At 69.5% G+C, this 26,506-nt stretch carries 24 protein-coding genes and 2 pseudogenes; 14 read left to right on the forward strand and 12 right to left on the reverse strand.

Annotated elements, in window-relative coordinates:
- Nucleotides 1–48 precede the first annotated feature (48 nt).
- Nucleotides 49–1,332: a PAS domain S-box protein gene (locus ACIGWZ_RS16290; RefSeq protein ID WP_400064973.1), complete on the reverse strand. Its 1,284-nt coding sequence runs from the start codon at nucleotides 1,330–1,332 to the stop codon at nucleotides 49–51.
- A 392-nt stretch (nucleotides 1,333–1,724) separates the two neighbouring features.
- On the opposite strand from ACIGWZ_RS16290, the gene ACIGWZ_RS16295 reads away from it, so the two are divergent.
- Genes ACIGWZ_RS16295 through ACIGWZ_RS16305 form a run of 3 tightly spaced genes read left to right on the forward strand, consistent with a single transcriptional unit; the run spans nucleotide 1,725 to nucleotide 6,474 of the window.
- Nucleotides 1,725–3,119, forward strand: a complete 1,395-nt coding sequence (locus ACIGWZ_RS16295; RefSeq protein WP_400064975.1) for an acetyl-CoA carboxylase biotin carboxylase subunit family protein — start codon at nucleotides 1,725–1,727, stop codon at nucleotides 3,117–3,119.
- Nucleotides 3,116–5,131, forward strand: a complete 2,016-nt coding sequence (locus ACIGWZ_RS16300; RefSeq protein ID WP_400064977.1) for a PEP/pyruvate-binding domain-containing protein — start codon at nucleotides 3,116–3,118, stop codon at nucleotides 5,129–5,131. The genes ACIGWZ_RS16295 and ACIGWZ_RS16300 overlap by 4 nt, the downstream gene beginning before the upstream one ends.
- Nucleotides 5,128–6,474, forward strand: a complete 1,347-nt coding sequence (locus tag ACIGWZ_RS16305; RefSeq protein ID WP_400064979.1) for an MFS transporter — start codon at nucleotides 5,128–5,130, stop codon at nucleotides 6,472–6,474. Before ACIGWZ_RS16300 ends, ACIGWZ_RS16305 begins: the two co-directional genes overlap by 4 nt.
- 78 nt (nucleotides 6,475–6,552) lie before the next feature.
- Here the strand turns inward: ACIGWZ_RS16305 and ACIGWZ_RS16310 are convergent, their stop codons facing one another.
- Together ACIGWZ_RS16310 and ACIGWZ_RS16315 are read right to left on the reverse strand one after the other, a co-directional pair.
- A complete protein-coding gene (locus tag ACIGWZ_RS16310) occupies nucleotides 6,553–6,858 on the reverse strand; it encodes a hypothetical protein (protein ID WP_400064981.1) in 306 nt (101 codons plus the stop codon).
- A gap of 403 nt (nucleotides 6,859–7,261) precedes the next feature.
- On the reverse strand, nucleotides 7,262–7,867 hold the full coding sequence (locus tag ACIGWZ_RS16315; RefSeq protein WP_400064983.1) for a GPP34 family phosphoprotein: 606 nt from the start codon (nucleotides 7,865–7,867) through the stop codon (nucleotides 7,262–7,264).
- Between the two features lie 240 nt (nucleotides 7,868–8,107).
- Between ACIGWZ_RS16315 and ACIGWZ_RS16320 the strand changes: the two genes are divergently transcribed.
- A complete protein-coding gene (locus ACIGWZ_RS16320; RefSeq protein WP_400064985.1) occupies nucleotides 8,108–8,974 on the forward strand; it encodes a HipA family kinase in 867 nt (288 codons plus the stop codon).
- A 123-nt stretch (nucleotides 8,975–9,097) separates the two neighbouring features.
- Nucleotides 9,098–9,970: a hypothetical protein gene (locus ACIGWZ_RS16325; protein WP_400064987.1), complete on the forward strand. Its 873-nt coding sequence runs from the start codon at nucleotides 9,098–9,100 to the stop codon at nucleotides 9,968–9,970.
- A 136-nt stretch (nucleotides 9,971–10,106) separates the two neighbouring features.
- Here ACIGWZ_RS16325 and ACIGWZ_RS16330 read toward each other — a convergent pair whose 3' ends face one another.
- The 3 genes from ACIGWZ_RS16330 to ACIGWZ_RS16340 form a co-directional block, all read right to left on the reverse strand.
- Nucleotides 10,107–10,967 (reverse strand): oxidoreductase, encoded by an 861-nt coding sequence (locus ACIGWZ_RS16330; RefSeq protein WP_400064989.1) that lies wholly within the window; start codon nucleotides 10,965–10,967, stop codon nucleotides 10,107–10,109.
- Nucleotides 10,954–11,814, reverse strand: coding sequence for a helix-turn-helix domain-containing protein (locus tag ACIGWZ_RS16335; RefSeq protein ID WP_400064991.1), 861 nt, complete (start codon nucleotides 11,812–11,814; stop codon nucleotides 10,954–10,956). Before ACIGWZ_RS16335 ends, ACIGWZ_RS16330 begins: the two co-directional genes overlap by 14 nt.
- Before the next feature lie 409 nt (nucleotides 11,815–12,223).
- Entirely contained in the window at nucleotides 12,224–12,667 is a 444-nt protein-coding gene (locus ACIGWZ_RS16340) for a hypothetical protein (RefSeq protein ID WP_400064993.1), read from the reverse strand.
- Nucleotides 12,668–12,815: 148 nt separating this feature from the next.
- On the opposite strand from ACIGWZ_RS16340, the gene ACIGWZ_RS16345 reads away from it, so the two are divergent.
- A complete protein-coding gene (locus ACIGWZ_RS16345) occupies nucleotides 12,816–13,658 on the forward strand; it encodes an SAM-dependent methyltransferase (RefSeq protein ID WP_400064995.1) in 843 nt (280 codons plus the stop codon).
- A 238-nt stretch (nucleotides 13,659–13,896) separates the two neighbouring features.
- On the opposite strand, the gene ACIGWZ_RS16350 is transcribed toward ACIGWZ_RS16345, so the two are convergent.
- Together ACIGWZ_RS16350 and ACIGWZ_RS16355 are read right to left on the reverse strand one after the other, a co-directional pair.
- Entirely contained in the window at nucleotides 13,897–16,503 is a 2,607-nt protein-coding gene (locus ACIGWZ_RS16350) for a matrixin family metalloprotease (RefSeq protein WP_400064997.1), read from the reverse strand.
- Nucleotides 16,504–17,044: 541 nt separating this feature from the next.
- A complete protein-coding gene (locus tag ACIGWZ_RS16355; RefSeq protein WP_400064999.1) occupies nucleotides 17,045–17,518 on the reverse strand; it encodes a hypothetical protein in 474 nt (157 codons plus the stop codon).
- A gap of 175 nt (nucleotides 17,519–17,693) precedes the next feature.
- Between ACIGWZ_RS16355 and ACIGWZ_RS16360 the strand changes: the two are divergent.
- Together ACIGWZ_RS16360 and ACIGWZ_RS16365 are read left to right on the forward strand one after the other, a co-directional pair.
- A pseudogene (locus ACIGWZ_RS16360) lies at nucleotides 17,694–17,981 on the forward strand (hypothetical protein); the annotation flags it as partial.
- A 156-nt stretch (nucleotides 17,982–18,137) separates the two neighbouring features.
- Nucleotides 18,138–18,669: pseudogene (locus ACIGWZ_RS16365) on the forward strand (transposase); the annotation flags it as partial.
- Nucleotides 18,670–18,677: 8 nt separating this feature from the next.
- Here the strand turns inward: ACIGWZ_RS16365 and ACIGWZ_RS16370 are convergent.
- Complete coding sequence (locus tag ACIGWZ_RS16370; RefSeq protein ID WP_400065409.1) at nucleotides 18,678–19,745, reverse strand: alpha/beta fold hydrolase; 1,068 nt, start codon at nucleotides 19,743–19,745, stop codon at nucleotides 18,678–18,680.
- Between the two features lie 406 nt (nucleotides 19,746–20,151).
- On the opposite strand from ACIGWZ_RS16370, the gene ACIGWZ_RS16375 reads away from it, so the two are divergent.
- Nucleotides 20,152–20,568: an ester cyclase gene (locus ACIGWZ_RS16375; RefSeq protein ID WP_400065001.1), complete on the forward strand. Its 417-nt coding sequence runs from the start codon at nucleotides 20,152–20,154 to the stop codon at nucleotides 20,566–20,568.
- Between the two features lie 241 nt (nucleotides 20,569–20,809).
- Here ACIGWZ_RS16375 and ACIGWZ_RS16380 read toward each other — a convergent pair whose 3' ends face one another.
- Nucleotides 20,810–21,169 (reverse strand): nuclear transport factor 2 family protein, encoded by a 360-nt coding sequence (locus ACIGWZ_RS16380; RefSeq protein WP_400065002.1) that lies wholly within the window; start codon nucleotides 21,167–21,169, stop codon nucleotides 20,810–20,812.
- Between the two features lie 25 nt (nucleotides 21,170–21,194).
- On the reverse strand, nucleotides 21,195–21,980 hold the full coding sequence (locus ACIGWZ_RS16385) for an SDR family oxidoreductase (protein ID WP_400065004.1): 786 nt from the start codon (nucleotides 21,978–21,980) through the stop codon (nucleotides 21,195–21,197).
- Nucleotides 21,981–22,088: 108 nt separating this feature from the next.
- On the opposite strand from ACIGWZ_RS16385, the gene ACIGWZ_RS16390 reads away from it, so the two are divergent.
- Together ACIGWZ_RS16390 and ACIGWZ_RS16395 are read left to right on the forward strand one after the other, a co-directional pair.
- Nucleotides 22,089–22,595, forward strand: a complete 507-nt coding sequence (locus ACIGWZ_RS16390) for a winged helix-turn-helix transcriptional regulator (RefSeq protein WP_400065006.1) — start codon at nucleotides 22,089–22,091, stop codon at nucleotides 22,593–22,595.
- 180 nt (nucleotides 22,596–22,775) lie between these two features.
- On the forward strand, nucleotides 22,776–23,072 hold the full coding sequence (locus ACIGWZ_RS16395; protein ID WP_400065009.1) for a hypothetical protein: 297 nt from the start codon (nucleotides 22,776–22,778) through the stop codon (nucleotides 23,070–23,072).
- A 448-nt stretch (nucleotides 23,073–23,520) separates the two neighbouring features.
- On the opposite strand, the gene ACIGWZ_RS16400 is transcribed toward ACIGWZ_RS16395, so the two are convergent.
- Nucleotides 23,521–24,177 carry a TetR/AcrR family transcriptional regulator gene (locus ACIGWZ_RS16400; protein WP_400065011.1) on the reverse strand — a complete coding sequence of 219 codons (657 nt, stop codon included), beginning with the start codon at nucleotides 24,175–24,177 and terminating at the stop codon, nucleotides 23,521–23,523.
- A gap of 76 nt (nucleotides 24,178–24,253) precedes the next feature.
- Here ACIGWZ_RS16400 and ACIGWZ_RS16405 point away from each other — a divergent pair, with 76 nt between their 5' ends.
- From ACIGWZ_RS16405 to ACIGWZ_RS16415, 3 genes are read left to right on the forward strand one after another with little or no spacing between them, the layout of a single operon-like run.
- Nucleotides 24,254–24,946: an NAD(P)-dependent oxidoreductase gene (locus ACIGWZ_RS16405; RefSeq protein WP_400065013.1), complete on the forward strand. Its 693-nt coding sequence runs from the start codon at nucleotides 24,254–24,256 to the stop codon at nucleotides 24,944–24,946.
- Nucleotides 24,943–25,347 carry a pyridoxamine 5'-phosphate oxidase family protein gene (locus ACIGWZ_RS16410; protein WP_400065015.1) on the forward strand — a complete coding sequence of 135 codons (405 nt, stop codon included), beginning with the start codon at nucleotides 24,943–24,945 and terminating at the stop codon, nucleotides 25,345–25,347. Before ACIGWZ_RS16405 ends, ACIGWZ_RS16410 begins: the two co-directional genes overlap by 4 nt.
- 31 nt (nucleotides 25,348–25,378) lie before the next feature.
- The gene (locus ACIGWZ_RS16415; protein WP_400065017.1) at nucleotides 25,379–26,251 is read left to right on the forward strand and encodes a haloalkane dehalogenase; all 873 of its coding nucleotides are present in this window, start codon (nucleotides 25,379–25,381) and stop codon (nucleotides 26,249–26,251) included.
- The last annotated feature ends 255 nt before the right edge of the window (nucleotides 26,252–26,506 follow it).

Genomic DNA, 26,506 nt, shown 5'->3' on the forward strand with positions numbered 1-26,506 from the left:
CCGCTACCGATCCCGGCGACACCGCCGTACGTCCCGGTCCGGCATTCCTCAGGTGACGCTGTGGGGATGGCCGGCCGTCGCCGAGCGCGGTGGCCAGGTCTGGGGGGCGAGGATGCCCAGGACGTAGGCGCGCGCCACCAGGGCGCAGCGGGTCGGGGCCTCCAGGAGCTCCCGCAGGCGGCTGAGGTGATAGTCGACGGTCTGCCGTGAGAGGTGGAGCGAGGCGGCGATCTCGGCGTTGCTGCGGCCGGCTGCCAGCAGGGACAGGATGCGGACCTGAGCGGCCGTCAAGGGCGGATACGCCTCGTGGGCGAGGCTGTGGTGGGTGACCAGCGCCCAGACGCTGGAGGCGCGCGCCGCGCTGCGGGCCACCGCGGTGAGGTGCAGCCGGGCGCGGCGCTGGCGGCCGTGCGCGTCGACGAGGACCGCGGAGGTCTGGATCCGCCGGCTGCGGCGGCCTATCAGCGCGCGCCAGCCGCGCCGGAGCGCCAGGAGCTCGGGGGCGGGCGCGAGCAAGGTGTCGGCCCGGCGGCCGACCAGGTCCGACAGTCGGGTCCCCAGCAGTTCGGCGGCCGCGGCGCTCGCCTGGAGGATCCGGCCACCCGCGGAGATCAGCGCGCACGGCAGCCCGCTGTGGTCGCGCAGCGCGCACAGGCTCTCCTCCGCCTCGCGGCGTTGCTCCAGCGCGCGGGTGTGGTCGCTGATGTCGATGTAGATGCCGGCCACACAGGTCTGGCTGCCTTCGCGTACGGGGAAGCGATGGCCGGCCGCGTGCCCGCTGGTGCCGTCCGCACGGTGGTAGGTGAGGGTGTGCCGTACCGGCTTGCCGCGGGCGAGCACGGCCTGGTCGAGCGCGTGGACCTGGGCCGCGTCGGCGGGGGCGTCGACGTCGTGCACGTACTTGCCGATGACCTGCGCGGGCGTGGTGCCGTACAGATGGGCGTAGGCGTGGTTCGCCCAGAGGTAGCGCCCGTCGGCGTCCCGGATGAAGGCCGCGGCGGGGGCCAGGTCGGCGAAGGCGTCGTAGCGGCGGGCGGCCATCGGGCCAGGGACGACTTCGACCGCCATCCCGCGGGTGCGGTCCTGCCGGGGGCGGTCGAGGGGCCAGTTCACGTCGAAGACCCGGCCGTCGAACTGTGCCTGCCAGTGGCCGGTTCCCGCCGTGGTCGAGGGGCCGGGAAGGTCTCGGCACACGGTGTCGAGGAATCGCTGGGCGGTGCGGGTGTCGTCGAAGGCGCCCCCGCCGCTGTCGATCACCCGCAGCTCGCGGTCGGCCTCCCACCAGGACACCGGAAGGTGTTGGAGCAGCGACTTCAGACCGGATTCGTCCACGACGGCCTCTCTGTGGGGACTGTGCTGGGAACAGTTCGGGGGGACAGTACGGGGATCGGTTCACTGGGGCGCGGGGCGCGCCCTCGGCATGCGTATCCCCCGTCGCGGCGGCGTATGCCCGGTTCTCGGCCTATCTGGACGCGGCCCTGACGACGCCTGACCGGGGCGGGAAAGACGCATGCCGAGGCGCCCGCCGCCATACGGCATCACACAACCTTCACAACAGGTCCACGATGCCCGCAACTCTGGCATTTGCCTGAGCGGTTGGCGTCCGTCGCGGCGGATCGGGCGGCGCCCGACTGCTTCGCTGGAAGCAGGACGTCCGGCCGTGCGGTACGGGCGTCGCCGGCCGTCCCAACGGCCCCACCCACCTGCGAAGGAGTCGGATTTCAGTGAGCTCGGTGCTGTTTGTGCATGCCAAGGGCGGGCCGCCCTTGGGGTATGCCCTGTCACGGGTCGCCGCACGCTCGGCAGTACACCTGCTGGCGCTCAGCACGCTGCCGCCCGCCCTCGCCGCGTCCGCCGGGCGACGGTGCGCCTCCGTGCTGACCGCCGACGGTCCGGAGCGCGGCGACCTGGTGTCCCTGATCGTCTCCCGGGCCCGAGCCGTGGGCGCGGACGCGGTCGTCACCTTCTCCGAGTACGCGGTCGTCGCGGTCGCGGAGGCCTCCGAGAAGCTCGGCCTCGCCGGTGCGGGCGGCTCCTGCGCGCTCGCCCGTGACAAGCGGCTGATGCGTCGCACCTGGAGCCAACGGGGCATCCCCCAGCCCCGGTTCCGCCCCGTCGCCTCCGAGCAGGAGCTGCGGGACGCGGCCGGCGCGCTGCGTCTGCCGCTGCTGCTGAAGGCCGCCTGGAGCGCGGGCTCCACCGCGCACCGGATCATCCGCTCCGCCGACGAGGTACCGGCGGCCTGGGAGCGGGCGCGGGAGGTGATGGCCGAATCCGCCGAGCTGGGCTTCGGTGAGCTGCATGTGGCCGGTGCCGGGGCCGACTTCCTCGTCGAGGAGATCGTGCCGGGCACCCCCGACGGCTGGTTCGGCCAGGAGGGCTGGGGCGACTACGTCAGCGTCGAAGGCGTCGTCGTGGACGGGGAGTTCCGTCCGGTCTGCCTCACCGGCCGGATGCCGACGGTGGAGCCCTTCACCGAGCGCGCGGGAATCACCCCGGCCGCGCTCCCGGACGACGCCCAGCGGCGAGTGGTAACCCTGGCACGCGAGGCGGTCGACGCCCTGGGGCTGGAGAACTGCGGTACACACACCGAGATCAAGCTCGGCGCGGACGGCCGGATGTGGGTGATCGAGACCGCCGCCCGCTTCGGCGGCGCGATGACCGTCCCGCAGATCGAGGAGGTCTTCGGGCTGGACCTGATCGGCATGCTCGTGGACCACCTGCTGGGGCGCCCGGTGTCCTGGCCCACGCAGGCCCGCACCCCCCGGGAGGCGCGCGGCGCGGCGGGCTCGCTCGTCGTCCTGGCCGTGGACGGCGCCGGTGACGCCTGGCCGGACCGGCGGCAGTGGGACTTCCCGGCCGTACGGGACGGGGTCGCCCTCGCCGACGGCAGCCGGCTGTCCGTGGTGGCCGAGAACTCGCTCCCGGACGGAACTCCGGTGCCGGTGTACGACCCGGCAGCGGGCGCCAACACCATGGCGGCCCTGTGCCTGCTGTCCGCCGCCACCCCGGAGACCGTTCTGGGGGACTTCCGCACCCTGGTGGACGCCCTGCCGCACATCCTCCCCTTAGCGACCGGGACCGCGATCCCGGCGATGGCCACGGAGGCGCGCTCATGACCACCGCCGTCCTGCCCTCCGACGCGCCGCACCCCGGCACCGACCGCACCACCGTCGGCGCCCATCTGTCCCTGCCGCTCTTCCGCGCCCTCTCCGGCACCTTGGCCGGTCACCCCTACCTCAAGGTCGTGGTGGACCGCGTCGAGGACACCTGGCACCTCCTCGACACCGCCGTCCACCCCTTCCACGTCGACTACATCGCCACCCGTGTCCTCGGCATGGAACTGGCGGCGCTGGACTCCGCCCTGGACGCCTTCAACGCCTCCGTCTACACGGACCCCGGACGCCGGTTCCTGCTGGGCGTGCTGTCCCTGCACAGCGACGAAGACGGCGACGGCCGGGCGCGCCCCTTCCTCGTTCTGGAGACGACCGAGGCCGACACCATGACCGGCCCGCTGCTGGAGGAGTTCTACACCTCCGTCCGCCACCGGCTCGACGGCCGCCTCCCGTTGCTGCTGAAGCCCGCCAACCACGGGCAGGAGAGCGAACTCGCCGCCGTCAACGACGTCCGGGTCCCGCGGATCCTCAGCCACGAACTCTTCGGCAACCGCACCCGCACCCCGCTCAATCCCGGCGAGGCCGCCGGCCGGCTCCGCTACTTCCGCACCTTCGAGGAGTACACCGCCGAGGCCGGCGGGCTCGGCTGGTCCGACATCGTGGCGATGCCGTGTCTGCCCGACGACGTGCCGCGGGTGGCCGGCTTCATCAGCACCGCGCCCACCACCCCGCTGTCGCACACCAACGTCCTCGCCTCCGGCTGGGGAATCCCCAACGCCATCGTCCGCGACCTGGAGCGGCTCGTCGCGGCCGACGATCTGAACGGCGCGTGGGTCCGCTACGAGGTGACGGCCGACGACATCGCCCTCGTACGCCTCGCCCAGGCACCGGCCGCCCAGGCACCCGCCCGGCAGCAGCACCACATCCGGCTGCGCACCCCGCTGCTGGCGGATCTGCCCGCGCTGCCGCTGCACCGGCTGCGCCGCACCGACCAGGACGGTTACGGAACCAAGGCGGCCAACCTCGGCGAACTCCATCACGTCCTCGGCAGCCGCACCGCCGACCTGACCGCGTTCTACGGACGGCCGCGGCCGCCCCGTGCCGACCTCCGCGGCCATCTCGCGGCCCGGCTCGGCGCCACCGCCGCGGCACCCGCCGCCGAACTCCGCGCCGCGGCCGCCGTCTTCGCGGCCGCCACGATCACCGCGCCCGACGGCATCGCCCTGCCCTTCGCCCTCCAGCGCCGCTTCCTCACCTCCTCCCCGGCCGTCCAGCAGGCCGTCGGCCGGCTGAAGGCGGCCCTGGCCCGCGACGCCCTCGACGCGGTGGATCCCCTCTGCCGGGAACTCCAGCGCCTCGTCCGGCACACCCCGCTGCCCGACGACGTGGCCCGCCCGATCATCCAGGCGCTGCCCACGGGTCCGGCCGCCGGCAGCCGCCTGGTGGTGCGCTCCTCCTCCAACGCCGAGGATCTGCCCGGCTTCTCCGCGGCCGGGGTCTACGACTCGGTGACCACGGTGCACGGCGCGGACGAACTTCTCGACGCGGTACGCCGGGTGTGGGCCTCCCTGCTGTCGCCGCGCAGCGTCCGGCTGCGCCACCAGGCGGGCCTCTCCCCCGACGACACCTACATGGGCGTGATCATCCAGCGCTATGTGCCCGCGGACCTCGGCGGTGTCCTGGTGACCTGCAACCCGACCCGGCGCGCGGACTTCCGCAACGTCTACCTCAACTGCTCCCCCGGCTCCCCCGAGACCGTCGTCGACGGCACCACGCTGCCGCTGGAGTATCTCTACAACACCGTCGAGGGCGGCGGCCGCACGGTCGCGCTCGGCTCGTCCGGCCAGGACCTGCCCGCGGCCACCCGGCAGCGACTGGCACAACTGGCGCTGACCGGACGGCTGCTCCAGTCCCACTTCAGCGACGCCGACGTGGACGATCCGCTCGACATCGAATGGCTGATGACCGACCAGGGCGACCTCCACGTGGTCCAGATCCGCCCCTACGCGCGGTGATCCGCCTCCGCACCGGCCCGCCGCGCGGCCGCCGGCCCCGTGTCGCGGGCGCGCCCCTCTCGCCCCGCGCCCGCCGGATCATCCGCCTGAACAACGGCTTCCAGCTCCTGTTCAACCTGCTGTGGTGGATGCCGGTGTTCTACGCCTACCAGCGGCAGGCGGGCCTCTCCGACGGGCAGATCTTCGGTATCCAGAGCATCTACTACATCGCGTTCTGCCTGTTCGAGATCCCGACCGGGCTGATCGCCGACCGCATCGGTGCCCGCAACTGCCTGCGGGCCGGCGCCGTCGTGATGACCGCGGCGAACCTGGCCCCGGTCCTGACCCCCAACTACCCGGGCTTCCTCGTCCACTTCCTGCTCATCGCGGCCGGCCGCTCGCTGACCTCGGGCGCCGCCACCGCGTATCTCTACGACGGTCTGCGGGCCGAGGGCGCGGGCGAGCACTATCTGAAGGCCGAGGGCCAGGCTCGCGCGCTGGGCCTGGCCGCGAAGGTGCTCTGCTGGCCGCTGGTCGGACCGCTCACGGCGCTCGCTCACGGCGCGCCGTACCTGCTGAGCGCCGCCAGCGCCGCGGGCTCCCTGCTCTGCGCCGTGATGCTGCCGCCCCAGCCCGCGCCCCGCCACACCGGCCGGGGCCGTCCGGCCGGACCGGGCCCGCGCGGACCGGCGTTCCTCCGCGACGCGGCTACGGCGCTGCGCTCCGTCCGGGCCACTCCCTGGCTGGCCCTGGTCATGGTGCAGGGCGTCGCCGTCTTCACCCTCTCCCGCATCTGCCAGGTCAACCTCTTCCAGCCGGTGTTGCTGGACCACGGCGTCGCCGAGAACGCACACGGCGGGGTGCTGGCCGCCATGACCCTCGCGGAGGCGGCAGCCTCGGCCCGTCCGCGCTGGCTCACCGCGCGGCTGACGCCGACGGCCTGGGTGTCGCTGCTCAGCGTCGCGTTGGCCGGGGCTCTGGCGGGCCTCACCTTTGCCGGCCCCTGGAGCGCGATCGTCCTGCTGTGTCTGTTCGCGGCCGTTACCGGCTTCGCCTATCCGCTCCAGCGCAAGCTGGTGAACGACGCCATTCCGGCGGGCGCGCCCCGTGCCACCTTGCTGTCCGTCGAGAGCATCGTCGACCGTGCGGTGTGCGCCCTGGCGGCCGTCGCCGCGGGCGCCTATCTCGCGGCGGGCCGCTTGGACGCGCTGCTGTGGCACAGCGCAGTGGCGACCGGGGTGCTGATGGCGGCCCTTCAGCTGTTCCTGCGCCGCCACCGTCGCGCCCCGGACCGGCCGGCTGCCGTGCCCCGGCCGGCGCCCGCACGGGAGCCGGAGCCGGCCGCCGTCGCGGGGCGGCCCTGAGGATGTCGCGCGAGGACGGGCCCACCGCGGCTCCCGCGGGCCCGTCCGTGGTGCCGCGGGCTCAGCCCGTCACGTGGCTCAGCCGAACACGGACGTCGGTTGGGACGACATCCGCGGCGCCGGCACTCCGGCGTCTCCTGCGGAGGGGGAGGGCGGCGCCGCGACCCGGTGTTCCCGGTGGGCCCCGGCGGCAGCGGCACGGTCGGGCGCCATCTGGTGGTGTTGAACGGCAGGTCCGTCCGCGTAGCCGCGGCTCCAGTCCGGGAGGTGGGGCGTCACCAGTCGGGCTGCGGCTTCCTGGAGTTTGGCCAGGGCATCGCCCCGCTCGGCGACCAGAGCTTCGTAAATGGGCGTATTGCTCGTGGTGTAGTGCGCGGTACTCATGTCGGACGCGATTCCCCCGTTGTCGTCTCGGCGTGCCACGTGGTGGCCCCCTCGTGTCTACCACGGAGTCCGCTCGGACTTCGCCCCCGATCCGTTCTCTGAGATCTCTCCCACAGCGGAAATCGGCCCGTACGCGGCATCGACGCCCATCGGCAGCCGTATGCGACCCGCCAACGCGGCCCCGACCAGCGGTCGTTACGGAGTGCGGTGGCAAGGCAGTGCGCTTCGGCCTTCCTTTTGACACGGCCAACTGCCGGGCCCGTTCGGCGAGATGACCGCCGTCGGATGAGCCGGTTCCCCCGCGGCCGTCACTTTCGGCCCTTTCCGGTCGACCGCCTCGGTGCCGCTCACGTCCGCGCCGGCCGACGCTTGTGCCGTGATGTCCGCGCCACGCGCGCCGTCGTCATACGCCTCGCCAAATGTTGTCGAAGGCGGCGTCTTCGATGGCTCGCCGTTGCCGCACCGCCTCCAGTTCCACCAGCGCGTCGTTGACCGCGGCCAACACCGTCTCCACCGCGTCGTCGTCCACGTCCGGGGGATCCCCGCCCTGCCGGCCACGGACCCCGACGGCCGCCGCCAGGGCCGCGAGGAGGGGCTCGTCCGATGTCCAGCGCTCCGTTGCCTGGCGACGGGCGGGCGAATCGACCAGCACCATCTGACCGGTCCGGAACGGTATCCCGCGGCGGCGTTGCCGGGTGAGCTGCCCTTCGGCCTCGAGGGCGGCCACATAGGCCGCGGACAAGCCGTTGCCCCTGCGCCACAGCCAGTCGCCGATCGACTCGTACGGGGCTTCCCGGACGAGCGACTCCGCGGCCTCGTCCAGCAGGCGATCGGCTATCGCCGGCCGGTAGCCGGGCACGAGGTGATCGTCGTCCAGCCTGATGGCCTGGGCGGCAAGGAGATCGAGCACCTCGGCCCCGGCGAGCGCAAGCGACAGATCGCCTCGCTCCACCGGACGGTCGGGCGCCATGTCCATGGCGACGATCAAGAGATCCCGCGGTGTGGTCATGAATGCCTCCACGCCCCCGCCGTGACGCCGAGTGCCGGACATGGCCCTCGGCCCGCCGCCGAGCACTCCCAACTACGAGCTTACGGAGCGGCGACGACAGCTGCATCCGCATCCGAGAAGGAGAGAAACTGCAATGGACTGCATATTTGCAGTAGAGTTAGATTTAGGGTTCGGTACGGGCTTCGGCGCCGTCCTGGCCCGGTCGGCTCTCCAGAGGAAGAGGAACAGGGGCGGAAACGCATGGCGACAGCATCGGATGCGCTGCGCACCGTGACAGCCGTCCGGTACGTGACCCCGCTGAGGGGCGGCGGCTCCGTCCCCGGCGTGGTCGAGGCCGACGATCTGGGGACGTACGTCGTCAAGTTCATCGGCTCGGCACAGGGCCGCAAGGCGCTGGTCGCCGAGGTCATCGTGGGCGAGCTGGCGCGGCGGCTGGGACTGCGGGTACCGGAACTGGTCCTGGTGCACTTCGACCCCTCGGTCGCCGCCGAGGAGCCGCACCAGGAAGTCCAGGACCTGTTGCGCGCCAGCGCAGGGCTCAACCTCGGCATGGACTACCTACCGGGAGCGGCCGACTTCGCCCCCCTCGCCGCGGACGCCGTCGAGGTCGATGCGGCGGAGGCGGCCAGGGTCATCTGGCTGGACGCGTTCACCGCGAACGTCGACCGCACGACCCACAGCCCCAACCTCATGACCTGGCCGTCCTCCGGCCACCAGCGCCCCCGCCTATGGCTCATCGACCACGGCGCCGCCCTCGTCTTCCACCACCGCTGGGACACCGCGGCCGACGCCACCGTCAAGGCGTACGACTTCCGGCACCACGCGCTCGGCACCCGACTCCCCGACATGGCCGCGGCCGACGCCGAGTTCGCCCCCCGCATCACCACGGAGCTGCTGCACGAAGTGGTCTCCGCCGTTCCCGACGCCTGGCTCACCGACGAACCACAATTCACCACCGCGACGGAGGCCCGCGACGCCTACGTCGCCCACCTCACGGCCCGCGCCCGCAACTCCACCCATTGGCTCCCGACAGAATTCCCACCACCGTACGGTGCGGCCACCGGCCAGGACTTGTCCGGCCGATCATGTGACGTGCCCACCGGCTGATCGTTCCGTTCGCCATGGGCCCGGCGATCTCACGGACACGGACGTGGGCCTGGCTGGGCTTGTGCGCGCCTTGCTGGATCGGCACGAGTCCTGGTTGTCAGTGGCGGGTTGTAGCGTCGACCCATGGCAATCACTGACGTGATGATCACACGACTGCGGGCTGGTGCGGTGGCGGGCGATGCCTATGCCGCACTGCAGTTGGGACGTTTGTTGTGTCTGACGGCATCGGATCCGCAGGAGCCCGGCGACGGTGAGCAGAACTGGCCTGAGGAGCGCTGGCTGCGCGCCGCTGTGGAGGCACGCCCCGATGACGTCGAGGCCCTGACGATGTTGACCGGGCGTGTGGCCCAGCAGATCTCCTACTGGGAGTCCGTGCTGGAAATGAACCCTGACGTCATGGCGGAGTACGGGGAGGACGTGGGCACCATGAGACAGCGGCAGATCGAGGCGGAGGATCTGTACGCCCGGATACATGCGGCCGGTCCCCTTGACCATGCCGACGCCGGATTGGACGAGCTGGCCGTGCTGCTTGGTGTGAGGAGCGCGAAGGGCAAGCCAGCCACGGAGGGTGCGTACAGCTTCTACGTGTGGGAGGACGAGGGATGGAGCGGGTCCGTGCGGCATAGCGCGACCATTGTCGCGTCAGACGCCGACGAGATCCGTTGGGCATGCGATGAGTGGCTCGCGCTTTCCGAGAGCGGGGTGGGAGGCGACCCCACCTTGACCACGTATGTGGACGGTGCCGAACTGAGCTCGATCGACCTCGGTCAGTACCTCATCGAGGGGACCGTGTCATGGGACGCCGTCCCGGTGCCGGAGCTGACCGGCTCCCGGCTGCCCGCAGGGCTGCCCGCCCCGGGCCGCGGGCTGTCCCTGCCGCAGGGCGCCAGCCGACGGCGCTGCGTACTGCCGACCGGCGTGGCACCCGGCGGCGGCAGCATCCGGCCGGACGCGTCGCCGCCGGGCCGGCCCGGTCTCCCCTACTGGCAGACCTGATACGAGCGACTCCGGCGCGGCGCGTGGGTGACGATCCCGCGGCGTTCCAGCGCCTGCGGGTGGTATCGGCGTGAGGCCGTCTCAGCTTCCACGACGGCGGAGCGATAACCGGCCCCGCAGTGGGTGATGTACGTGGTCAGCTTGCGGTTTGCTCGGTGGGGAAGTCGGCGCTGAGGGTCATCTCCCGCCAGCCTTCGAAGGTGGTCTTGAGGGAGTCGAGCTTGGCGGTGGCAATGTCGTATGCGGCCTTGCCCAGCAGCAGGCGCAGCGGGGGTTCTTCGGCTGTGACGGCGTCGATGACGGCCTGGGCGGCGCGTGCCGGATCCCCGGGCTGGTGACCGTAGCTGGCCAGGGTGCTCGCGCGTCGTGTGCCCGCGGTCGCAGCATAGTCGGCGATGGTGGTGGCGGACTGGCGCATGGAGGGCCCGGACCAGTTGGTGCGGAACGCGGCGGGTTCGACGATCGTGACCTTGATGCCGAGCGGGGCGACCTCGGCGGCGAGGGACTCGGAGAGACCTTCCACGGCGAACTTGCTGGCGTGGTAGTAGCCGGTGGCGCCGAAGCCGACCAGGCCGCCGAGGGAGGACACGTTCACGATGTGGCCGGTGCGACGGGCTCGCATGCCGGGCAGGACGGCCCTGGTGGTGTCCACCAGGCCAAAGACGTTGGTGTCGAACAAGGCGCGAACCTCGTCGTCCTCGCCCTCTTCGACGGCGGCGAGGTAGCCGTAGCCCGCGTTGTTGACCAGTACGTCGATCTGTCCGAAGGCGGCGTGTGCCTGGGCGACCGCGTTGGCGATCTGTTCGGCGTCGGTGACGTCCAGCGTCAGGACGATGGCGCGTTCCTCGTGCCCGGCGATCACGTCGGCGGCCTTGCCGGGATTCCGGGCCGTGACTACCGCCCGCCATCCGTGTTCCAGCACGGTGCGGGCCAGCTCCCGGCCCAGGCCGGAGGAGCAGCCGGTGATGAACCAGACGGGGGAATCAGTGGAGGTCATGCGGGATGTGTCCTTCGTCTTGAGTATCTGGGAGTTCGGTGAGGGCGAGGCTGCCCAGCAGGGCCAGCGACTGTTCGGCAGCACTGCCGGGTTCGACCCGGTAGACCACCAGGTGCTGACCGGGCGCGCTGTTGACGGAGAAGGTCTCGAAGTCCAGAGTCAGGTCGCCGACCCATGCGTGGCGAAAACGTTTGACCGAGGCCGTTTTGGCCCGCACCTCGTGGCGCGCCCACATGCGTGCGAAGTCGTGGTTGCGTACGGAAAGTTCACCCACCAGCTCCTGCAACCGCTGATCGTCCGGGGCGGGATTGGCTGCCCGCAATGCGGCTACGCACCCCTGCGCCACAACGGCCCAGTCGCGGTAGAAGTCCTGTGCGGCGGGGTTGAGGAACATTGCTGTGATCAGGCTCGTCTCGCTGCCGAGCCAGGAGAACATCGCCTCGCCCAGGGAGTTGACGGCCAGCAAGTCGAGGTAGCGGCCGTAGACCAGAGCCGGCGTGTTCGCCCAGGTGTCCAGCAAGGCCACCAGTTGCGGGCCGGCGTACTCCCGGGCGGCGGCCTGGGGCCGCCCGTGCTGTGGCGGATCGATGATTGCGCGCAGATAGGCGGCTTCCTCGCCCTCCAGCAGGAGTGCGGCCGCCAATGCCCTTTGGACCTGGGGGGAGGGATTGCGTTCGCGTCCCTGTTCCAACCGCACGTAGTAGTCGGTGCTCACCCCGGCGAGGACGGCGACCTCCTCGCGGCGCAGACCGGGGGTGCGGCGTATCCCCGCGGGCATCCCGTGGTCCTCGGGGCGCACCAGCGCGCGCCGGGCCCGCAGGAACTCGCTCAGCCGGTTCTTGTCCATGCCTGTCACCGTAAGGGCGGGCATCGCCAACAGGGTGGCCCTGTCCCACCCACCCGGACGAGAGGATCAAACCGTCGTTCGGAGGCCCCGGCTCGGCTGCCTCACACGACTGGATTCGATGGCAAGGAAGCCCAAACGGCTGGGTTCGCCGTCAAACGACTCGGTTGGATGGCAGAGGACACATGAGCGCCTCGCGGTTGGCTTTGTACGCGAGTGTCCAGTCTCCATGAAGGCGGTCGTCCGCGGTTGCGCTGACCTGCCTGGACTGGATTGCGTGAGACGGGCGGACTCGATTCGACGAGCCCAGTGGCCGCGGGACAGCAAGCCCGAATGCGATTGTCGGCCTGACCTCACTACTTGCTCTTACTGGCTGAGAAGCTGTTGTCGAACATGCCGTTCCCGTCGCGTCTCACTCGCTCTGCGAGACCATGGCCGCCAAACCGCACTCGGCGTGCAGGAAGAACGTGAAATATATGGGCATGTAACTGATATTTGGCATGTCGACCTGGGCGATGTAGGTCATGAGCGTGCTGCACACCGGGCACTCAGGGTATTGGGCGTCTCCCGTCCACACAGGCCGGCCGCCGAGTGCTGAGCCGCTGGGATGGAGACCTGCTCGGTGCCCCAGGCTCCATCGCACGGCAGGGACTTCGTCGTCGTTTTCGATCTCCGGGTCTGGGATGTTCGTGCCGGGCTTGGGGGGATCTGACAGGCGCGAGGTCCCGTCCGTTCCGACCTCGATGAACTCCGTGTCGCCGTGGACATTGCACTCGTGGCAGATTGCCAGCCGCAGCCGTCCCGACCAGCCGACGTGTGCCAGTGCCTCGGCGACCCGCTCGTCGGCGGAGTCCAAGTCCAGCGCGGTGAGGCGCGGGGCACGACTGAGGTTCAAGAAGCCAGCGCCGCCGGGCCGCTTTGTTCGGTGACGCGCGCGGTGGGTGAGCGAGCGTGTGTCCGAAAACCGGAGTTTGCGTCGGGCGGGATCTGCCGATGAATGCGCCATGGCTGAGGACAACGCGGCTCAGGCCGCCGACGTGGCACGTACCTACTACAACGCCGGCGATGTCGACGGTTTCTACGCCCACGCATGGGGCGGGGAGGACATCCACTTCGGGGTGTACGCCGATGCGCACGAAGCGATCGACGTGGCGTCCCGGCGAACGGTCGAGCGACTGGCGGCGAAGGTGTGTGACGCGCTCGGCTCCGACAGCACGGTGCTGGATATGGGGTCCGGCTACGGAGGCGCGGCCCGCTGGCTGGCCGGACAGTTCGGCTGCCATGTCGTGGCCCTCAACATCAGCGAGGTGCAGAACCGTCGGCACCGCGAACTCAACTCCGAGCGCGGCCTCGACGGTCTCATCGAGGTGGTGACCGGTTCCTTCCACGACATTCCTGCACCCGACGCGAGGTTCGATGTCGTCTGGTCCCAAGAGGCCCTGTGCCACAGCGGCGACCGGCCCAGCGCGTTGCGGGAAGCGGTACGTGTCCTCAAGCCCGGCGGCCATCTGGTCTTCACCGACATCATGGCCGCCGAGGGCGCCCCCGAAGAGGAGCTACGCCCGCTCACCCAGCGCCTGGCCATCACCGAATTTGCTACGTCCCGCTTCTACGAAGAGCAACTCCGGGCGCTTGGCCTGTCCGGTGTGGACTTCGAAGATCTCAGCGATCACATGCTGACCCACTATGAACGCCTCCTCGAGGAGGTCCGGTCACCCGCACCGGGACTCGTGAACGCCGTCAGTGCCGCGTACCTGGAGCGCTTGGGAACGAGCCTGCCTCAGGTGGTGGCTGCCTGCCGCAAGGGACATCTCAGGTGGGGCACTCTCCACGGCTGCCGAAGGTGACCGGCGCGGCGGAACCACTCCGTCGGCCAGACTCCAAAACCATGGGCCCCGGGGCCTTCAGTCCGGTGGAGGCGCGCCGCCGCTCCGTGACCCTCTGGCGCAGTGTCGTTGAGCGATTGAGACCGGCACCGACTCCTACCGCCTCGCCAGCACACGGGCACGAGCCGAGGAGCCCGCCAAGACCGACTGACCTCAGACAACTACCTGCCTCGGCTGGCAATCCCGATACGTGGTGTGGTCAGCCGAGGGATGACTCCCAGATGGTGGTGTCGGATCCGGAGCCCTTCCAGGTCATGTGGAGGCGGCTGTTCCAACTTGCCATCGCGGGGCCGGCAGATGTGCCTCTTTCAGGGATCGCGATCTGATGTGCGAAGTCCTTGCCGTCGAACCACGTGAACCAGAGAGCACCGTCGGTCGCGCCCTTCCACGCGAGGGCAACGACACCGTCGTGCACGGTGGCCGATGGTCCATGGGTCGAACCGATGAGATGTGGGGTGGGGTTTCCCTCGGCGAAGTATTGGACGGGCTGCTGCGCCAGCCAGGTGCTGCCAGGTTCTTTGCCCATCGAACTGAAGAAGACGTTGGTGTTGGTGCCCTTCCAGAACAGGAAGAGACGTTCCTGGAAGGCGACCAGGCAGGGGCTGTGGGAGGTTCCAACTTCTCCTGGCCGGACCTCTTGCTGTGCCGCCCATCCTTCCGGGCCATGCGAGGTGAACCAGATGGATCCGTTCTCGAATCCTTTCCAGGCCATGAATGTGCGGTCGTTGAACGAGGCAAGCGCGGGACCGAGACTGGTGCGGACTCCCGGTACAACGTTCTGCTTTCCCCAGGCGGGGTCGGTGGAGAGTTTGCTGGCGAACCAGATCTTCGTGTCGTCTTGATGATCCACTCTTGAACCCTTCCAGGCCATCATGAGGCCCTGTGGACCACCCGTGACGGGGAGGGGGAGCGTTGTGAGGGCCGGCCCGTGGGTGGAGGCGAAGTCCGTGCTCTTCTGGGACCCCCAGACGCGCTCCTCGACAAGCTCGGAGAAGTACAGGCTGCGGTCATCGTCCACCGTGCTGCCCCGCCAGGCCATGAAGAGCTGGTCGGGGAAGAGAGTGGATCCTGCTGTCCCTGCTACGGCGAGGCTCGGTCGGTCGTCCGTGCCGCCGACTGCGGGAAGCTGGCCGGTCCAGGTCCAGTCGTACAGGCTGGAGAGTTCGCGCTTGGAACCGGCATCGATCGTTTTCTGCATCTCGCTAACACGTGGATTCGCAAACATCAGAGAGTCTGGATTGGTCGAATGCGCCAGGCCCAGCGCATGGCCGATCTCATGGAGGGCCACCTTGAGGAACAGGTCGTCCTCCTTCCAGCGTTCAATGCTGTCGAATCTGATGTTGCCTCCCGGGGGAGGGTTGGCTGCGCCGGCAACTACAAGGGGCGTACCGAACCCCGGGTCGAGTGTTGTTGGGCCGCTGAACGAGATCTTGAGGTCGCCGCCGCTCTGCACGTGGCTGAATCGGAAGAAGTGCGACGCTAGTACCGCCTCCCATTGGGCGAACGCACCGGTGAGGATCTCGTCCACCTCCTTGGCGGTCAGGTTTGAGTCGGATGGCGGCTCGGCGGTCGCCGACCAGGTGAGGTTGCCGCGGGTCCATCGCCCGATGGGTGGGAAGAAGGTCAGGGGACGCACGCCCCCGCCGCCATCCAGGTTGTCAGGCACCCCGCAGAATCGACCATTCAGACTCTCTGCGACCGCGGCCAGTTGGTCGTGGAAGGGACGTCCGTCGAGCGGGATGTTCCATACGGCGCCGTATCGCCGCAGCATGTCCGTGATTGCCGGGCCGCCTGTACCTCCATATCCGAGGCTTTCCAGGAGGGACGGCACCGTACGGAGCGCGGCGCCTCGGCGCTCTGCCGTCTCGGCCTCCGAGGCGGCTGCGGCTGCCTCGGCCGGGCGGCCGGCGGCTTGCAGGAACCGTGTCAGTGAGTGAAGTGCGGAGGCAAGCTGGACCTGAAGGTCGAGGTTGGCGGGGTCAGCGTCGACCAGGCGCCGCTGGATGGAAACAGCGTCTTGGGTCGGCGCCACAGCCTCCGATGCCGGGAGATGGTCTGCCAGCTGCACCACGCGGGAGAGGTACGCCGCGGAATTGAGGGCGCCGGGGCTCGCGGCAAGCCGAAGAAGGACCCGGATGCTTTCACGGGCCGCCGTGAGCCCCTCGTCCCGCCGGCCGGCCGTCTCCAGCCGCAAGGCCAGCCAGAAGAGCGCGTAGGCGAGGGCAGTCTGGTGGTCAAGGTTGGCGGGGTCGGCGGCGATCAAGCGGCGCTGGATCGTCACAGCGTCTTGGGTCGGCGCCACAGCCTCCGATGCCGGGAGATGCTCCGCCAATTCCACCACACGGGCCAGGTACGACGCCGGGCTCAGGTCCCCGGTACTCGCCGCCAGCCGAAGAAAGACTCGGATGCCTTCACGAGCAGCCGTAAGTGCCTCGTCCCGCCGGCCAACAGCCTCCAGCCGCGGGGTCAGACCGAAGAGCGCGTAGGCAAACAGGGTAAGCGCGTCGTAATCGTCAGGTCTGAGAGCTTCGCCGTCCTGAGGAGTCAACAGAGCCCAGTCCGGTAGACCGGAGGACGGACGCACCCTCAACATACGGTCACTGGGACGCCAGACGGCGAGATCTTGCTTACCGTCGTGGTCGAAATCGTTCGGCACAGGAATATCGCCATCCCGGCCGAACTGAACGACTCGCTGCTGGCCACCGGAACCCGCCTGAATGAACCAGCTTCCTTCAGCCGGCCGCCAGAACGCCGTGTCCAGCGTGCCGTCTCCGTCATAGTCGCCAGGCACGGGAACGTCGGGCATGGTGATGCACCTCGCTGTCTTCCAGGGGGGTGGGGCGGGTTGACAGTTCCCCCCGGCGCGCCTGCCGTAACAGAGCTGCGGAGCGCGCAGGTAATTCTGGTCCACGTGGGACAGGCGCGATCGGGGCACGCCGTGCGCTGTTCGGTCTGTTCCCGGATTTCCGTGGGTCTCATTGATGTGCAGTTGCTGCTGCCACCGGCCGCCGAAGTCGGGGTGGTCACCGAAGAAGCTGACGGCGGCGGTGGCACGCAACAGATTTCAGGCGATGACGATGTCCACCGGCAGGGTGGCCTGCGGGCCGGGCTCGACGGCACCTGCCCTCGGCCAGCAGGTGCTGCCACTCGCCGAGGTCGTCTCCCAGGTGCACACCGACGTCCGCGACGGCCGCCTCCACCTCGACGGGCGGAGCCACGTGGTCATTGTGGCCGCCTGGCACTGCTGTCGGCGTACGACTGAGTGCCCAGGCAAGTACAGCCGAACGTGCGCAGTCCCAGTACGTGCTCCCCGAGTCTCGGTTGCCTGGCTCCGCCGAATGTTGCCTTCAGGAGGGGGCCAGGCTGTTCCGCGCTGCGGCCATGAAAGCGGCCTTCCCCGTCTCGAGGTGCTCGTTCACCTCGGTATCGCCTATGTCACGCCAGACCGCTTGATTGAGCGCATGACCGTAGACGCGGACGGGCTCGTGCAGTGTCTCGTCGCACAGCAGCATCACGTTCCCGGATGTGGTCCACAGCGCGGTCATGACGGACTGCGTCTGCGTCATCCAGCCGTCCTCGTCGTCACCCCACGGCTCAGGACGGCGATAGGCAGCCCGCTCTGCCTCCGCCGCACTAGCGATGAAATCCTTGAGCGCCTGAAGCTGCTCCGCCCGGCGGCTCTCCGCTTTCGCCACAACCTGGCGGCGTTCCTCGGCCCGCTCCGCGGACCGCTGAGTGGCACGCTGGGCAAGCGCCGTCAGCCCGCCTCCGAGCGCAACACCAATGAGCGACAAGACCGATGCCCAGACGTCGCCAGCCACCGCGATACCCCCTCCGAGAAGTCCCGCCCACAAGCATGGACATGCTCTCGTACCTCGCTGCAGAGATCCTCGGGCAGCCCGGCCGGCACGCACCGAGCGCGTTCGCGCGTACTCTGCCAAGCGCCTTGGCCAGTACGCCAACAACTGACGGCAGCACTCGGACGGCACGTCACGACAGGACCTGTTGCACGCCAGCGCAGGGCTCAACCTCGGCATGGACTACCTACCGGGAGCGGCCGACTTCGCCCCCCTCGCCCTCGCCGCGGACGCCGTCGAAGTCGATGCGGCGGAGGCGGCCAGGGTCATCTGGCTGGACGCGTTCACCACGAACGTCGACCGCACGACCCACAGCCCCAACCTCATGACCTGGCCGTCCTCCGGCCACCAGCGCCCCCGTCTATGGCTCATCGACCACGGCGCCGCCCTCGTCCTCCACCATCGCTGGCACACCGCAGCCGACGCCACCCACCTCACGACCCGCGCCCGCAACTCCACCCATTGGCTCCCGACAGAATTCCCACCACCGTACGGTCCGGCCACCGGCTAAGACCGCGTCCTACATGGTCAGTTGGCTGTTGTGCTGGGCATGGGGAGTGGGCGTTGGGGATGGATCGTTCCGGATGAACGCGACCTCGTCGACCTCTCCCGCGCGGTCCTCGACTCCGCCCACGTCCGCGCCCCAAAAGGGGCGAACCTGCAGGTCCGAGCCCGGTGGACCGGGGTAAGCCCGGTTCCAAGATGTATGTCCTGTCCGACGCGTTCGGACTGCCTTCACACGTCGGACTGTCCGCGGCCAACACCCACGACAGCCTCGCGCTGAAGCCCATGCCGTCCCATTTCCGCATGGGACACGAGTCCCACGCGACCGATTCCAAGCCCGGGCGCCTCCAGGCAGACAAGGCGTACGACGTTCCTCACCTGCGGAAATGGTGGTGGGGCAAGCGCATCGGCGTCCGCATCGCCCGCAAGGGCATCGACTCCAGCGAACGACTCGGCCGTCGAAGGTGGGTCATCCAACGGACCATGTCCTGGCTGACCGGCTATCGCCGACTCCATCACCGCTATGAGCGGGAACCAGGCAACTACCGGCCTTTCTCGGACTGGCAGCCGCACTCTGCTACTACAAGCGACTCCTCGAACTGACCATGTAGGACGCGGTCTAAGATGGCGTCTGCCCGGCTGCGGGGAAATGGTCAACGTCCACGACGGCCTGCGCGAAGTCGCGGGGCGCTTCCTGGGGCAGATTGTGACCGATACCCTTCAGGGTTCGGTGCGCATAGTGACCGGTGAACTTATCGCGATAGGAAGATCCGCCGCCCGCAGGCGTGAAGGGATCGGCCTCGCCGTCGAGGGTGATCGTGGGCACGGTGATGACGGGACTTGCGGCGAGCCGCTTTTCGAGGTCGTCGTAACGGGGGTCGCCCTTGGCCAGGCTCAGCCGCCAGCGATAGTTGTCGATCACGATGCTGACGTAATCCGGATTGCGGAACGATGCCGCGGTGCGATCGAACGTGGCGTCATCGAAATCCCAGGTCGGGGAGTTGAACTTCCAGATCTGCTTCGCCAGATCATGCCGGTTCTGTTCGAGGCCGAGCCGACCTCTCTCCGTGGCGAAGTAGAATTGATACCACCACACCCACTCGAGCTTCGGCGGCAACGGCTTCTTGTTGGCTTCCCGGTTCGTGATCAGATAGCCGCTCACGGAGACCAAGCCCTTGACCCGCTCCGGCCAGAGCGCGGCAATGATGTCCGCCGTCCGCGATCCCCAGTCGTAACCTGCGAGGATCGCCTTGTCGATCCGCAGCGCATCCATCAAAGCGATGATATCGAGAGCAAATACCGACTGCTGCGCGTTCCGGAACGTCCCGCTCGAAAGGAAGCGCGTCGTGCCATGGCCCCGCAGATACGGAACGATGACCCGGTATCCCTTTTCCGCCAGCAACGGCGCGACAGCGACGTAGCTGTGAATATCGTAAGGCCAGCCGTGCAGGAGGACGACGACCGGGCCATGGGCCGGGCCCAATTCGGCGTATCCCACATTTAGGACGCCGGCCTTGACCTGCTTCAATGAGTCGAACCTCGAGTTTTCCTTTACCTGCTCGCCCCTCTGCGAAAAATGATTGTTTTCGCCGGACGTGGCAGTCGAGCATGCCACGGAAAGGCCGGCCGTCGAGGCCGCAACCGCTCCCGTACCGACGACCTTTCCGAAGGTTCGTCTGCTGATCATCTCCATACTTCCCGTGAAATCGCGGCCGCCCGGTAGTCGAGTTGCATCGACGGTGAACGCACGAATTCCCCTACCCGGTCCGGTTCCCGTCACCTCGCCGGTCACGGGAACGTCAGGCCATCGGCCCAAGCCTGCGCGACTGCGCAAGAGGCCGGCGGCGGTGGATCCGGGTGCCGCGCCCTGCTCGGTCGATCCGAGCGTGGCCCGGCGGCGACACCACGTGGTCGGGGCGAGCGTGCCGGGCCGTGCGCCGATTTCTGCTGTATCCAGACCATGGCCCCCGATGAGAGCAGGTGCTCCGGAGGCCGGGGGCGTGTGGCCGGTGTTACGGTCGCAATACGGCGTAGGTGTGTGGGCTTCGCGGCCGGCGGACAGGCCAGTGGTGACACGCGCCCGAGGAGTGCCTATGTCCCAGCAGACAAACATCGCCGCGCAGACTGCCTTCGGAGAGGCGGTCATCACCGGCAACCTCGACGCCCTCGACGGGATCGTCGCACCCGACTCGATCGACCATGATCCTTCCCCAGGACAGGTGTCGGGACCCGAAGGATATAAGGCCATGTTCGGCGAGTTGCGAGCAGCCTTTCCCGACTTGCACGTCGAGGTGGAGCATCTGGTGGCTACTGACGACGAGTTGGCCTTCGCCTACACCATCACCGGGACACATCTGGGACCGCTGATGGGGCAACCAGGGACCGGCAAGAAGGTGAGCTACCGAGGCATGCAGATCAGCCGCTTCGACAGCGACGGCAAGCTCGTCGAACGCTGGGGCAGCAGCGACGAACTCGGCATGCTGCGTCAACTCGGCCTCGCCGAGGTGTGACTCTGTGAGCGGACGTTCCCAACGATCTCGATGAAGTAGGGAGAGTCTTATCCCGCTGCGATGAGTCGCCGTCCGTCGTTGCTCCTCCCTGCGGGGCCTGCTGGGCGCAGCGCTTGGACCGCGTCCTACACGGACGGCCCCTGCGAGTGGCGGCCTGACCTGGCAGGGAGGTGCGTCACCGGGATTGCGGGGCGAGCGGGGCTTCTCGCCTGAGGCGGCAACGGGTGGCGCCGGCAGGGACTCAGGGTTCGATGACGAGGCGTTCGATGAGGCCGTCGCGGAGGGTGAACTGGTAGCGCAGATCGATGGTCCCGCCGGGGAAGTTGCCTTCGAGGTGGTGGGTGGCGATGTAGCGGGTCGCGTCGGTCTGCTGGGCGCCGGTGAGGTGGACGGTGTAGGTGAATTCGGTGGCCGATCGGTCGAGCCACTCCCTGATCGCCTCGGTGCCCTCGTAGGTGTTGCCGTCGTCGATCACTGTGGCTTCGCGGGCGAACGCCGCGATTGCGGTGGCGGTGTCGTGGGCGCGGTGCGCTGTCAGGTAGCGGGTGATCACCTCGGGCAGGGTGTCCGGGGTGCTGGTTCGGGCCTGGTTGTCGTGCATGACGCTCCTTGGAGTGGTGGCGGGTTCAGACGGTGGGGGTGGTGCCGCCGTCGATGACGTGTTCGGCGCCGACGATGGCCGAGGCGCGGTCGGAGACGAGGAAGGCGACGAGCTCGGCGACTTCCTCGGGCCGGTTGGGGCGGCCCAGCGGGATGCCGCCCAGGGAGTCCATGAGCCGGCCCAGCGCCGCTTCCTGCGTGATGTCCGCGTCGTGTGCGATCCGGGTGATGAGGTTGTCGGCGGCCGAGGTCTGCACGAAGCCGGGAGAGACGGTGTTGACGCGGACGCCGTGCGGGGCGACCTCGTTGGCCAGGCCCTTGCTGTAGGTGGTCAGGGCGGCCTTGGCGGCTGCGTAGGCCAGGGTTCCGTTCCACAGCGGCATGCGGCGCTGGATCGAGGTGACGTGCACGATCACGCCCTTCCCTGTGGCGATCATGTGCGGCAGGAGTGCGCGGTCCAGGCGGACGGCGGCCAGCAGGTTCGTGTTCAGCTCCCTGGCCCAGTCGTCCTCGCCGAGCGCGGCGAACCCTCCGGCCGGCGACTCGGACCCGCCGAGGTTGTTGACCAGGATGTCGACGCCTCCCACACGGGCGTCCACCTCGGCGGCAACGTGAGAGGCGCCCTGGGCGCCGGACAGGTCGGCGGTGATGAACGCCTTCTCCTCGATGTCTTCGGGACGGCTGCGGGCCGTGACCAGCACGGTTGCGCCGGCTTGGGCGAGGCGTCGGGCGATGGCGGCTCCGGTGCCCTTGGTGCCGCCGGTGACCAGAGCGCGTCGGCCTTCGAGGGATTCACTGAGGGGTGTGGTCACGGTGTGCTCCGTTCCCGGGTGCGGGCGCAGAAGGCACCGCTCCCGCCATTACTGCTAAAGTAGAAGCTACTAACTTCGACTTTAGCAGTAACTGAGGGGATGGTCGCCATGGCAAGCCGGATCAGGCTGGAGGATCGGGAGTGCCCGCTGTCCACGACGGTGGAACACGTAGGCGAATGGTGGACGCTGCTGATCCTCCACGACGCTTTCGACGGCTACACGCGCTTCGACCAGTTCCAGGAGAGCCTGGGCATCTCCTCCAGCATGCTCACCACCCGGCTGAAAACCCTCGTCGCCGACGGACTACTGGAGCGCCGGCCCTACCAGACCAACCCCGTACGCCACGAGTACGTCCTCACCGAACTCGGGCGCTCCCTCCGACCGGTGGTCGTCGCCCTGGCCGCGTGGGGCAACTCCCGCCTCACACCGGCCGAACGCAGCATGATCCTCATCGACGCGCACAGCGGCGAGGAAGTCGAGCCCGTCGTCGTTGACGCCAAGACCGGCCGCCGACTCGACGACAGCGACACCTACGTCTTCACCGCAGGTCCCGCAGCCAGCGACGCCATGCGCCACCGATACGCGGCACGACCGACCACCCCCGCGGAGGCGTAGGGCTGCCCCGAACGAGCAGCGAACGAGCACCGAACAGCTTTGAGAAGAGCCGGGGCGCACCCTCGTACCTGATCGACCAGGCAACATCGGATCGCCGTCAGCATCACGCATGCCAATCGTCCCGAGCCGTTGATGACCGGATCAAGTGAGGCGAGGGGCAACGCTGGTCGATTTTCCAAGGTGGTCTTCCTCGTGTCCGGCGTGGCGGCGCACGTGGTGAGCACGGGGGGCTGGAGTGTGCACGGCGGGGGTGACTCGGTAGGGATCCATGGTCTGGTCGGCGCTCTCGCGACGTCTTACGCGCTGAGCGGTCGGCAACGGCCGCTGCGGCTGCTGTCCGTGCTCGTGCCGGCCGCCGGTGCGGTGCTGTGCGTGATGGAGAACAACCATGACATCGGCCTGCTGACCGGCGTGGTGCTGGGGGCTGCCTTCGCGCTCGTGCCCGAAGGCAGCCGCGAGCAGACTGTGGCCGTGTAGCCGTGAAACCTGCACATGGCACTGTCGGCCTGATCCACGGGACAAGCCCCAGCATCCTGACTCGGAGATTCTCGGGCGGTTTCGTCCCGACGCGCGTGATCCTCCAGCCGTCGCCTGAGACTGCCTGCCTGCATCTGGTGTCAGGGGCGGCCCTGAGGAAGGAGACAAGGCGCCTGACCTGGGCCTTGCCCGTCAGGCGCCGTTCGCTGGGCTCGCTGACAGCAGGGCCGGCCTTGTTGCGCCGTGCCGTCCCGGCCGCGGCCGCCTTGCCGTCCGGCTTGCGACACAGCGCGTCCAGCGCCCGTCGCAGCACATCGGCTTCCGTAAGAGCGCTGACGGGCCGCGATCAGGGCAGCAGCTACGGAAAGCGCAGCGCCGGGACCGGCATCCCGAAAAGCTCCTTGCGTCACCACCTACAGGGGTATGCGCACCGGAGGCGCTGAGGTGGTCAAGGCCGGACGGCGCCTCCGCCGGAGGTCGGTGCGCCACGACGGCCTGCTCCGGTGGGTGCCGCGGTGCGCCGCCTCGGGGCCAGTGCCGCGCGTAGCGCCGGCGTGAGCACGCGGCGGGTCTCGGACGGGGTGAGGGCGGCGGGGGTGGGGAGGGGGTTGAGGTAGCGGGTGTAGATGAGGCCGCCGAGGATCGTCACCACGGCTGTGGCGCGGGCGGTCGCGTCCCGGCCGCCGAGAAATTCAACAAGCCGGGTCAGCAGCTCGCGTTCCAGGTATTCGCGGATCGCCTCGGCGGCCGCCTCGCCCCGGGTGGTCAGCTGTCGGAAGTCCGCGTCCTCCCACAGGTCCGTCACCGCGTCGATCAGGCGGTCGGGGAGGGTGGCCGGGTCTCCGCTGAGGACGTCGTCCACTGTCAGCGCGTTGGCGCACTGGAACTGCATCACGTCCGCGAACAGGCCCTTCTTCGAGCCGAAGTGGTACGCGATCAGCGCCGGGTCGATCCCGGCGGCCCCGGCCACCGCGCGCAGGGTGGTGCGCCGGTAGCCGTGCTCCAGGAACAGCGCACGGGCCGCGGAGATGATCGACTCGCGAGTCGGCGGGTTGCCGCGGGGGCGCCCTCGGGGGCGGACGGGTGCGGGGGCAGCGTTATTCATCAGTGGTGAGCCTGCGTTTCGCGATCGGCACAGTCAAGGGCGTTCCGGTAACCACACGAAGGGATGACCCGACGCCATGCGTATCGCCATCTTCGGCGCCAACGGTCCGACCGGCCGCCAACTCACCGACCAGGCCCTCGCCGCCGGCCACGAGGTCGTCGCCGTGACCCGCCGCTCCGGCTCCGTCCCCGCGCGGCCCGGCCTCACCGTGGCCGTCGCCGATGCCACCGACCCGGCGGCCGTCGACGCCGCGATCGGCGGCACGGACGCCGTCCTGTCCGCGCTGGGCGCGCGCTTCAGCAAGGAGACCATTACCACCTACTCGGCGAGCGCCACGGCCATCACCGGGGCCATGGCCCGCCACGGCATCAAGCGGCTGCTCGCCGTCAGCTCCAGCATCGCCGACCCGAACTGGCGCCCCACCGGCGCCCACTTCTTCAACCATGTACTCGACCCGCTGGTGAACCGACGCCTCGGCCGCACCCTCCACGAGGACATGCGCCGCATGGAGGCCGTGATCCGTCGGACGGACCTCGACTGGACCCTCGTCCGGCCCTCGGGCCTCTTCGAACACCCCGTCGTCACGACCTACCACACCGCCGAGAACAGCGCCGACGGCGTCTTCACCGCCCGTGCCGACCTCGCCGCCGGCATGCTGCACGAGATGGCGGAGCGGCGCTACGTCCGTACGGCCATCGGCATCATCACCACGGCCGTGAAGCCGAACATCGCCAAGCTGATCTGGAACGAGGGCGTGAAGAAGAGGTGAGCCGGGAGCGCGCCGAACCCGCGGCCGCCGCACGGGCGTTCCTCGCCCGCCCCCACACGGCCACCCTCACCACCCTCCGCCCCGACGGCACCCCGCATGTCACCCCCGTCCGCTTCAGCTTCGACCCGGCCTCGGGCGTGGCCCGGGTGACCACCCGGGCCGGGGCCCGCAAGGCCCGGAACGTGGCGTCCGGGGGTCCGGCGGCCCGGGCCGCGCTCTGCCAGGCGGACGGCTTCCGCTGGATCACCCTCGAAGGTCCGGCCGTGGTCAGCGACGACCCCGAGCGCCTGGCCGAGGCCGTCCGCCGCTATACCGCCCGGTACCACGCGGCTCCGCCCGCCCCGCCGGACCTGGCCGTCCTCGAGATCACTGTCGACCGCGTCCTGAGCCTCAACCTCTGAACTCCCGTAGCGAAAGCGATGTGACACCGCGATGCCCACCACCCCGGTCCTCGACTCCACCATCCATCACCGCGAGTCCGGCGACCCCGACGGGCTGCCGTTCGTCTTCCTGCACGGCAACCCCACCTCCTCCCACCTGTGGCGGAATGTCCTGCCGGGCGTGGCCGCGCCCGGCCGCCGCCTGCTTGCCCCCGACCTGATCGGCATGGGCGACTCCGGCAAGCCCGACCTCGCCTATTCCTTCGACGACCACGCCCGCTACCTCGACGCCTGGTTCGACGCCCTCGGCCTCGACGAGGCCGTCCTCGTCGGCCACGACTGGGGCGGCGCCCTCGCCTTCGACCGGGCCGCCCGCCTCCCGGGCCGCGTCCACGGCCTCGCCTTCACCGAGACGATCATCAAGCCGCTCCACGGCGACGAATTCCCCGAGGCGGGCCGGGAGTTGTTCACCCTGCTGCGCACCCCCGGTGTGGGCGAGGAGATGATCCTGGAGAAGTCGCTGTTCATCGAGGGACTCCCGGACACGCTCGCCACCCCGCTCGCCGCTGCCGACCTGGAGGTCTACCGCCGCCCCTTCCCGACCCCCCAGAGCCGCCGCCCGGTGCTGGCGTGGACGCGCATGATGCCGCTGGACGCCGAGCCCGCCGACGTCGTGGCCCGTATCGAGCACTACGACGCCTGGCTGGCCACCAGCCCCGAAGTCCCCAAACTGCTCGCCGCGTTCGAGCCGGGACCGGGCGCCATGACCGACCGAGGGGCCGTGGCCTGGTGCGAGGAGCACATCGCGGGCCTGGAGGTCTCCCGCCACGGCATTGCCGGCCACCACAGCCCGGAGGACCGCCCCGAGGAGCTGGCCGCGGCGATCAACGCCTGGGCCGACCGCCACGGGCTGGCGCGCCCGTAGGTGGCCTGGATCGCGGCGGTGCCGATCGTCCTGGGGCCGGTCGAGCTGCCGCCGACGGGTCTACGCACCGCCGATGACGCCGAGGCGGTGCACGAGATCCTGGTCCTGACTGCACCACGCCGCCCGACGCCCCGCGCGAGGCCGTACCGCGCACGGCCGCTGCCCTCGCGGACGGCCTCTCGCTTCCGTCCACCGCCCGACAGGGCCCGATCGTCTCCGAGAACCCCCTGGTCACGGCCGCAATGCCGGCGCCCT

The organism is Streptomyces sp. NPDC053427 (assembly GCF_044544985.1).
In the GTDB taxonomy this organism is placed as follows: domain Bacteria; phylum Actinomycetota; class Actinomycetes; order Streptomycetales; family Streptomycetaceae; genus Streptomyces.

Coding starts and splice junctions, on each gene's coding strand:
- ACIGWZ_RS16350 (WP_400064997.1), bottom strand. CDS start 16,503: ATGCCCGACGTTCCCGTGCCTGGCGACTATGACGGAGACGGCACGCTG.
- ACIGWZ_RS16330 (WP_400064989.1), bottom strand. CDS start 10,967: ATGACCTCCACTGATTCCCCCGTCTGGTTCATCACCGGCTGCTCCTCC.
- ACIGWZ_RS16320 (WP_400064985.1), top strand. CDS start 8,108: ATGGCGACAGCATCGGATGCGCTGCGCACCGTGACAGCCGTCCGGTAC.
- ACIGWZ_RS16300 (WP_400064977.1), top strand. CDS start 3,116: ATGACCACCGCCGTCCTGCCCTCCGACGCGCCGCACCCCGGCACCGAC.
- ACIGWZ_RS16325 (WP_400064987.1), top strand. CDS start 9,098: ATGGCAATCACTGACGTGATGATCACACGACTGCGGGCTGGTGCGGTG.
- ACIGWZ_RS16315 (WP_400064983.1), bottom strand. CDS start 7,867: ATGACCACACCGCGGGATCTCTTGATCGTCGCCATGGACATGGCGCCC.
- ACIGWZ_RS16370 (WP_400065409.1), bottom strand. CDS start 19,745: ATGATCAGCAGACGAACCTTCGGAAAGGTCGTCGGTACGGGAGCGGTT.
- ACIGWZ_RS16335 (WP_400064991.1), bottom strand. CDS start 11,814: ATGGACAAGAACCGGCTGAGCGAGTTCCTGCGGGCCCGGCGCGCGCTG.
- ACIGWZ_RS16400 (WP_400065011.1), bottom strand. CDS start 24,177: ATGAATAACGCTGCCCCCGCACCCGTCCGCCCCCGAGGGCGCCCCCGC.
- ACIGWZ_RS16415 (WP_400065017.1), top strand. CDS start 25,379: ATGCCCACCACCCCGGTCCTCGACTCCACCATCCATCACCGCGAGTCC.
- ACIGWZ_RS16405 (WP_400065013.1), top strand. CDS start 24,254: ATGCGTATCGCCATCTTCGGCGCCAACGGTCCGACCGGCCGCCAACTC.
- ACIGWZ_RS16380 (WP_400065002.1), bottom strand. CDS start 21,169: ATGCACGACAACCAGGCCCGAACCAGCACCCCGGACACCCTGCCCGAG.
- ACIGWZ_RS16390 (WP_400065006.1), top strand. CDS start 22,089: ATGGCAAGCCGGATCAGGCTGGAGGATCGGGAGTGCCCGCTGTCCACG.
- ACIGWZ_RS16375 (WP_400065001.1), top strand. CDS start 20,152: ATGTCCCAGCAGACAAACATCGCCGCGCAGACTGCCTTCGGAGAGGCG.
- ACIGWZ_RS16310 (WP_400064981.1), bottom strand. CDS start 6,858: ATGAGTACCGCGCACTACACCACGAGCAATACGCCCATTTACGAAGCT.
- ACIGWZ_RS16345 (WP_400064995.1), top strand. CDS start 12,816: ATGGCTGAGGACAACGCGGCTCAGGCCGCCGACGTGGCACGTACCTAC.